This is a genomic window from Chitinophaga sp. (assembly GCF_035564935.1).
Lineage (GTDB): Bacteria > Bacteroidota > Bacteroidia > Chitinophagales > Chitinophagaceae > Chitinophaga.
The window spans coordinates 1-8,377 of sequence record NZ_DATMTE010000734.1 but is presented as its reverse complement, the minus strand read 5'-3'; the positions used below and the strand labels follow the sequence as shown (position 1 = coordinate 8,377).

General features: G+C 47.4%; 6 protein-coding genes. All 6 read right to left on the bottom strand.

Annotated elements, in window-relative coordinates; translation table 11 throughout:
• Nucleotides 1-597, bottom strand: a 597-nt coding sequence (locus VN105_RS19035; protein ID WP_325643123.1) for a PKD-like family lipoprotein, incomplete at its 3' end; no start/stop codon positions are given.
• An 18-nt stretch (nt 598-615) separates the two neighbouring features.
• Nucleotides 616-1,455, bottom strand: a complete 840-nt coding sequence (locus VN105_RS19030; protein ID WP_325643121.1) for a DUF4843 domain-containing protein — start codon at nt 1,453-1,455, stop codon at nt 616-618.
• A 10-nt stretch (nt 1,456-1,465) separates the two neighbouring features.
• Nucleotides 1,466-2,920 carry a RagB/SusD family nutrient uptake outer membrane protein gene (locus tag VN105_RS19025; protein ID WP_325643119.1) on the bottom strand — a complete coding sequence of 485 codons (1,455 nt, stop codon included), beginning with the start codon at nt 2,918-2,920 and terminating at the stop codon, nt 1,466-1,468.
• Between the two features lie 10 nt (nt 2,921-2,930).
• Nucleotides 2,931-6,413, bottom strand: a complete 3,483-nt coding sequence (locus tag VN105_RS19020) for a SusC/RagA family TonB-linked outer membrane protein (RefSeq protein ID WP_325643117.1) — start codon at nt 6,411-6,413, stop codon at nt 2,931-2,933.
• 127 nt (nt 6,414-6,540) lie between these two features.
• Nucleotides 6,541-7,584, bottom strand: coding sequence for a FecR family protein (locus VN105_RS19015; RefSeq protein WP_325643115.1), 1,044 nt, complete (start codon nt 7,582-7,584; stop codon nt 6,541-6,543).
• Nucleotides 7,585-7,691: 107 nt separating this feature from the next.
• Nucleotides 7,692-8,270 carry a sigma-70 family RNA polymerase sigma factor gene (locus VN105_RS19010; protein WP_325643113.1) on the bottom strand — a complete coding sequence of 193 codons (579 nt, stop codon included), beginning with the start codon at nt 8,268-8,270 and terminating at the stop codon, nt 7,692-7,694.
• Between the last annotated feature and the right edge of the window lie 107 nt (nt 8,271-8,377).

Here is an 8,377-nt window from a genome sequence, read left to right as displayed (position 1 = left end):
ATTCGGATCAATATAAACGCCTCCTGTTTTGAAGGTAGCCCAGTAACCGGTAATGAGATTACCATAGTTAACGTTCTTCATCATGGTAAGCTGCAATGCGCCGGCAGGAAGGGTATCGTGATTAATGTTGGTGTATACATCGGGTTGTACAGTACCATCTTCTTTAATAAAAGATATTTTGGAAGATGTAAGGTCATCGCTCAGCACAATGGTACCACGGGTAAATGTAGCCGTTCCGTTGATCACGAATTTATAATAGTATTTCATCTCCGTAATACTATCATACACGATATACACCGCAGGATAACGCGATGCGCCCAAACCGAATACGATCCGCAGTTCCTGGCCGGTGTAATCCTTCGTACCCATCTGCCCGGGAACGGAGATCTTCCATAATCCCTGGTAATTTTTATTACCGGAAGCCAGTACCACTTTAGGCGATATAATAAAACTATCTCCCACTACAGCGGTATATGCAGTGTCCAGCTGCGTGATCACCGGCTCTGCCAGCGGGTGGTAATCGTAATTGCCTTTGTCTTTATAGCAGGCGGTGAACAATACCAGCATGCCAATGATATATAGAAATGTATGTTTCATATGCGAATGCGATTTTGGTTATTGTGGTACTATCCGGTTACCATGTTCATCATGAAAATAATACCTGCCATCGGCGGCGCTGTATTCCAGTGGATATTTTTTATTGAGATTACCTGTATTATAGAAATAATAAGTGCCATCAGGCTCCTGTCCTATCGCGTAGCCTTTGTCTTTATAATCAGCGGTACGGGCAATAGGATCCATCATAAAAGCGCGGAACTGGCGCAGGTAAAACAGCGTTTTCGGGGTGGATTGCCAGTCGCTGTTATCCAGCTGTAACTCCGTAGTACCGGAAGTGCGGATAAACAGTTCGTGCTTCACGCGGGAATAAACGCCCAGGTCATTTTCCCATACCACCCACCACAGCGGCTGTTCCAGCCGGTTGGAAAAAGTGACCTTCGCGGTGTCATAGGAAGGGAAGTCGTTACCAAAAGAAGAGGAAGCCGCAATCTTCAGTTTAAGCACCACGGAAGTATCGAGCAGCAGCGGATCGGTGCCGTAAATGATAAGTGGCAGGTAAGCCTTGCCTGAATCCGCGGGGATCTTATACGCCGTATCCAGCGCCTTGTAATGCAGTCCGGCTGTGGCGGTAGAGCCATTAGCCACTATGCTTGCCTTAAACCACCTGTCGTACGGCGTCCGTTCACCGGAAATCCTTACCGGGAGTAAAAGGGTATCTGTTGATATTTCAGGGAAAAGGGCAAAAGAATAAAAGAAACTATCTACCCTGGTATTCTTTGCATCATCCGTAAAATCAAAATAAACATTACTATTCTCACGGAACACCAGGTCATCCTGCTTTTTGCACGCCATCAGCAGGAGACAGCTGAACATACTTATCGCTGTTATCTTTTTCATGTACTAAGTTTTATCGGTTACCGTATGCGATTTCATCATCAGGAAGCGGCAGTACAAACACCCCATCCGAGGCGGCTACCGGTTTACCGCCCAGTCCGAGTATAGGCCTGTGTAATCGTTTATACATATAGAACAGCTGTCCTTCTCCATACAGTTCCTTACGTGCTTCTTTCAGCAGTTCCGTATAGAAGCCCTGGGCATCTTCGGGGCCGCTGTATGGCCCGATGCCGCGGTGCAGGCGCACTTCATTGAAGTAGTCCCATGCCTTAGCGGGGTCACTGGCAAAGGTGCATTCCGCCGCGATGTAATAAATTTCGCTCAGCCGCAATGCCGGCCCCATGAGATAATGCAGGTTATCATCGGCACGTTTGTATTTTTCCAGTTGCAGGTAAGTGCCGGTAGTTACGGATTGTTCGCTGAACCATTGTTTAAAGCGGAAGTCCTCCCCGCCTACTCCTGCTACTTCATAAATATTCTTTCCTTCTGTAGCAGATATAAACAATCCCTGCCCGTTGCCTTTCCTGAACAGGTCGTTCATGGCATCCTTGCGGTTTGGCATATAAAAACCGAATACCAGTTCTTTGTACAGTATCCTGTCTTTTTTGGCGTCGTTACCATTCATGAAATCTTCCTGGCGCGTCCATGGGAACTTCTTAGCGTCAATGATTTCGAGTGCATTTTGTAAGGCGTTCACCTTATCGTTCTTATACAGGTATACTCTTGCCAGCTCGCCACACACCGCGTAATAATTTAACCGGTGACGGCGCTGCTGCACAAACATTTCGCCCTGGTCTTCCGTAGTGGAATCCCTGATCATGTAGCCTACTTTATAACCGGGATTCAGGATCGGATCACTGCCACGCAGTATTTCCTTTGCAGCGGAAAGATCTTTGATCACAGAATCCAGCAGGGCTGTTACGGTTTGCATGGCGGCGGCATTCTTTGAAAACTCCGTTACATAGGGCACTCCATTGGCAGCAGGTTTACTTGCAAAAGATGGCGCGAATAACCGCAGCGCATCGAAATGGCACCAGGCGCGCATCGCCAGCGCTTCTCCTTTAATCAGCCCGTAGTTAACATTGGAGAGTATATTTTTCTTCTGATCTACTTTAGAAAGAATCAGGTTACTGTTGGCTATCACTTCATACAATCTTTGCCAGATCTTATCTTTCCTCCCTATCAGCTCTTTATCTTTATAATTATACATAGCTGCCTGGCGGTAACCGGCGTTATCGGTAACAGGAACGGAGTAATTCTGCGCCAGCACATCCGGTAATCCGCCCATCAGTTCCTTGCCATAGATCTCTTCATTTAAGCAAAGGCTGTAAAGTCCGTTCACGGCATCTTTGAAGCCATCTTCCGTTTGAAACAGCTCATCTCCGGAAACTTCCGAGATCGGTTTAATGTCCAGCCATTTACTGCAGGAAGTAGCGAACAATAAAATGAGGACTAAATATCTTTTCATATATAATGATTTAGAACCTTGTTTGAAGTGAAAAAGTGAAGCTTCTTGCAAACGGGTAGTCAATACCTCTTTCCGCTTCTACGGTAGACCAGTAGCCGATATCGTTCATATTGAGCGACAGGCGCAGGCTCCGCATTTTAAGACGGTTGTAGAAAGTGGCAGGCGCTTCATAAGAGAGATAGAGCGATTTAAATTCCATCCTGTTTTCCTTTTGTACAAAACGGGAAGAAGCCCTGGTGAGCGATTGGTCGGCAATGTTTTTGTAAAAGGTAACATCGCCTGGCTGCTTCCAGCGGTCGGTTAATACGCGGGCATCCACATTAAACCGGGGGTCTGCATTTTCCACGCGGTCCAGTAATGTCTGGTTGTAATAATCGCCGCCGAATTTAGTATAGAAGCTCACTTCCAGCATCCAGTTCTTATACACTACGTTACCCCCGAAAAAACCTTCCAGCTTTGGCGTTTGATCACCAACCGGTACCGTATTTTTCACGTCATAGATATAGGTTTTGCTGCCATCAGGGTTCAGGAAAATTTCTTTACCGTTTTCAGGATCAATGCCCAGTGATCTTACTGCGTAAATAGTATTCATCGACTGTCCTTCTTTGTAACGCAGCAGCGATAAGGATTTCAGTTCATCTTTTTCATTCTGTTGCTTATCAATATCATCGTTGTATGCTTTCAGTGCATTGGAGATTTTGGTGATCACGTTGGTGTTATGCACCATGTTGGCATAAAGATTTACCGACATATCCCGCTTACGGTATACGTTGCCGCGGATGTTGAACTCATATCCCTTGTTCACCATTTCTCCCAGGTTCTCCTTATACTGGTAAAAGCCAGTGGAAGGCGCTACGTTGATGTCTGCCAGCAGGTCTTTTGTGAGCTTATAATAATAGCGGGGGGCTATATACAGGCGATCATGGAACAGGCCAATCTCCGCACCAAGGTCGTAGTTTTGCGTGCGCTGCCACTTCAGGTTGGAGTTGCCATACGCTTTAAAATGCGCGCCTACCCCGGTGGAGTACCAGTCGCCGGTATAATATTCATACGTAGTGTTAGACAGGTATGCAGGGAAAGAGACCTCTCCCGTTAAACCGGTGGTAGCCCTCAGTTTCAGCTGCGATACAATAGTATTGCGCAGAAACTTTTCATTGTGAAGGTTCCATCCCAGTCCGTACGACCAGAAGGGCGCCATACGTGCATCTGCCCCGAACTTCGAAGATCCGTCTACCCGCAGGGTAGCGTCCATCAGCAAACGGTTTTGGTAAGAATAGTTAATGCTTGCGAATGCGCCGGCCAGGCGCTCTTCATAGGTTTCACCGGTAGGGGCTTTATCTTTTTCATAAGTCCTGGCAAAGGTGATATCCGTAAAGCGGTCGTTGGTAAAGCCCTGTGCTTTAAAGATCTTCAGCGAGCTTTTGGCATCCTGTACATTAAGGCCAAGCGATGAGTTAAAGAAGTGATCGCCGATTCCTTTGTTATAGCTCAATACCACGTTACCATTGTACTGGATTTCATCGCGGTCGCTGAAAGCATAGGTACCACGGTCTTTCAGGTCATCGCCGGTTTTATCGAAGAAGTCGTTGCTATAGGGAGAAATGAACTGATCGGCAGTAGAGCGTCTTTTTGTTAAGCTGAAATCGCCACGGAGTCTTAAGGTGCTGGTGATATTATATTCTGCGGAAAATGCATCCGTAAATTCCAGGTACTCCGATTTGTCGAAACTGGCCAGGGTAGCTTCATACATGGGGTTCAGCACCGTATTGAGCTTCATCCCGTTGGTCTGGTAATCGGGCACGTTCCATCTGTCCAGTTCGCGCAGCAGTTTGCCGGTAGCATCCGTTTTAGGGAAATAGGGATTCATGCGGGCATAGGTAGAGAAATCGCGGTATGGGGATTCGCGGCCATTCACCTGTGAAACGGTGAACTGGTTGCGGAACAATACCTTGTTATCTTTCAGGCTGTATTGCAGGTTGGTGGCCAGGCTGTAACGATCGCGCCCTGAGCCTTTCATAACGCCGGCATTGGTTTGATAACGGCCATCAATAATGTATTTAAGCGCCTGCGATCCTCCTTCCAGGGTTACCGAATGTTTATGACCCAGATCGGTGGCCAGTGGCTGCGACAGCCAGTAGGTATTTACACCGGCCAGTACATTCCTGCGTTTGGCATAGTACTGCATCTGCAATTCGTCCTGCCCCTGCCCCAGTGCATTTTCGTATACTCCAGACAGTTTTTCGTACTCCAGCTTCTCTGCTCCGTTGAGCAGGTGATAGGCGGTGAGATCGGGCGTGGTAACGTTGAGTTCATAGCCATAGGTGAGTGATAGCTTCCCTTCTTTCGGCGGGCGGGTGGTGATCACCAGTACGCCATTGGCGGCGCGGGAGCCGTATACCGCAGTAGCGGCGGCATCTTTCAGTAGTGTTACTGCTGCAATCCTGTTGGGATCAAGGTCATATACGGATTGTACTGGCACCGGGTAACCATCAATCACGAACAGCGGCAGGTTGGGTGTGCTGTTGAGCTGGTTGCGGGTAAGCTCCGTTGTTTTCCCGGTTGGTAATGCGGTAGTGCCTCTTACATTAATATTAGGAAGCGCATTGGGATTAGAGCCGGAGAAATTATTCTCTACCAGTTTAAAGGAAGGATCGAACGATTGTATACTGGCCAGGATGTTCTGCGGGTTAAACCTTTTCAGTTCTTCTCCTGTAATAGTAACAGCCGACCCGGTGAAATTATCTTTCTTAATATTCTGATAACCGTTTACCACCACATCTTTCAGCGACTGCATATCAGTAAGCAGGGTAACGGCGAAGGTAGTACGTTTTCCGGTTTTTATTTCCTGTGTTTTGAACCCGATGTAACTGAATACCAGTATCGCATTATCAGGCGCCTCCTTCAGTTCAAAGCGTCCGTCGGCATTGGTTTGCACGCCAATGCGGGTACCTTTCACCATTACCGTTACACCGGGGATGGGCACACCGTCTTCCTGTGTTACCTGGCCTTTCAGCGGTGGTTGAACAGGCGCTTCAGGCATATGCGTTACCGGTTCGGTTACGGTGGCAGGAACCGGTGCAGCCGTTGCTGCTTCCTGTTGTTTTGGACCGGGTGCAGGCTGCTTCGCCGGTTCTTTCCGGAAAATGATATAATTGTTTGTTCCTGCTTCTTCCACTTCCAGGTTTAAGGGCCACAATAAATGGTGCAGGTAATCCTCCATTTTAACTGCCGCTGATTTAGGCGCAGGAACGGTTGCTTTCAGGTCTTTAATGGTGTTGCCGGTGTAGTTGATGCGTATCTTATAGCGGTTTTCCAGTATGGCAAATACTTCCTTCAGGGGAAGCGGCTGCTGCTGTGTAACCGGGCTGGCGGTGGCATACAATTTATCGTGCTGACGATGCAAAGGCGCCGCTGTAGCCGGCAACACACAAAGCTGTAGCAGCAGGGCCATAGCCATGCTTCCGCCAGCACGCCTGGCGTAAAATTCTATCATAGCAATAGATTAGGTTGGTTGAATAATTCTTACCTCGTTTATGATGGCTGATTATAATTCCATTGGTACATAAGTTTCCCTTCCCGGATGCGGCGGGCAAGGCATTGTTTATGATATCAGTTTAATACTACTGTTGGTTGATCCTGTATGTATGGGCGCCCGTTTTCGTAACGGTTACCTGTAACGATCTGGATAATGTTTTGAAAAATATGTCTACATTATCTGTAGGTACTGTTCCTGTAAATGTTTGCCGGCCCAGGCTTTCTTCCTCCAGCTCAATAGTGATGCCCAGGTTGTCCTGCAGGGATTTAATCACCTCCGTAACCGGCGTATCTGTAAACAATAGCTTTTTACTTTGCCAGGAAGAATAAACTTCCGGGTCTACTTTCTTATTGGTCAGCTCATTGGTGGTGGCTGAATATGTGATCATATCACCCGGCTTCATGATAATAGGCGCTACGGTATCACGTCCGTGCGGGCGCAGCGCCAGTTTCACCACGCCATTGTTTAGTACTACCTGGGTTTGCACCCGCCGGGTATTCACATTAAAAGCGGTGCCTGTTACCTGCACGTCCATATCGCGTGTATGCACTATAAAACGCTGATGATTACGTTTATGCGTTACCGTAAAAAACGCTTCTCCTTCGATCCATACCTCGCGGGCATCTTCCTCATTCCATTTATCCGCATATTTCACGGAAGAATTTACGTTCAACCGCACTTCCGAGCTGTCGGGCAGCCATATGGTTTTCAGTTCTCCCATAGCAGTGGCCTGGTGTATTTCCCCGCCGGAGAAAAGAAAGAAGGCAGCCGCATACAACACTGCAATACCGGCCAGCACCGCCGCATAAGGCAGCCATCGCCTGCTTTTTATGGTATCAACTACCGGTTGCAGGGCAAAGATGCCCCGTTTACCCGATTGTTCTGTTCTATCGATCGTTTGCGTAATGCGGTTCCAGGTATCCGTTGCTGCATCGGCGCCAGGTACCCGGTCGGGTGTGCCTATTACCTGCAGCCATTGCCTGGCCTGCATCACTTCTTCACGTTTATCCGGATTGCTGCGCATCCATTCCTCCCAGAAAGCAGCGGCGGTGGCATCGTTATCCAGCACCCAGCTCCGGAAAGAAGGCTCCTGCAAAAAATCTGAAATAGTGAATTTCCTGAATCTCATCTTCAATACTTATAGTGTAAAGCAAACCGCTGTTAAAATCTTAGCGTTCCGTTGCTACTTTTTTTTATTTTTTTCCCGTCTTCCTTCAATTGTCTGTTCTACACTCATTAAAATGGCCATAATAAAAAGAGGGTGACCAGCTTATCGCTGTGCTTTTTCAGGAAACGCAGCGCCTGCGATAACAGTACATAAGTGGCGTTTACACTGAGCGACATCAGCGCGGCTGCTTCCTTTGTATCCAGCCCCTGGAAATAGCGCAGGTGCAATACTTCCTGCTGCCGCCGGGGCAGCTGGTTGATCACCTTTACCAGTTTCTGCTGCTGTTCCTTTTCCGATTCCCTGTCCATAATAATGTGTTCCGGGTTAGTGCTGAAGTCGGCTTTGTCCATCGACTGGTCAAACATCCGGGGCACATAAAGGGGTTTCAGGCTGCGGAGAATATTTCTTTTAAGACTGGCCAGCAGGTAAAAACGGATAGTATCAGTAATGGACAAACGTTCCCGGCTGAACCACAGCGTTACAAAAAGATCGTGGATACAATCTTTTACGATGGTTTCATCTGCGTGAACTTTCATGCCATAGTTGAACAGTGCGGGGAAATGCTGTGTATAAATGAAAGACAATGCATGCTTATCGCCTTCCACTACCTTGATCCATAGCTCCTTATCATTCAGGCTGGCGTACAACTCAGTAGATTTAAAATTTGTGCGGTTCTATTTTTTATCTTTATATTCAATTCGACTTAAAGATATAAACAGTAATAATAGTAAGCAAGTGTCGGAATTTAAAGGAT

What these genes read in the sequence shown, in the direction of transcription:
- VN105_RS19030 (WP_325643121.1), bottom strand. Translation starts at nt 1,455, where the DNA reads ATGAAAAAGATAACAGCGATAAGTATGTTCAGCTGTCTCCTGCTGATG.
- VN105_RS19025 (WP_325643119.1), bottom strand. Translation starts at nt 2,920, where the DNA reads ATGAAAAGATATTTAGTCCTCATTTTATTGTTCGCTACTTCCTGCAGT.
- VN105_RS19020 (WP_325643117.1), bottom strand. Translation starts at nt 6,413, where the DNA reads ATGATAGAATTTTACGCCAGGCGTGCTGGCGGAAGCATGGCTATGGCC.
- VN105_RS19015 (WP_325643115.1), bottom strand. Translation starts at nt 7,584, where the DNA reads ATGAGATTCAGGAAATTCACTATTTCAGATTTTTTGCAGGAGCCTTCT.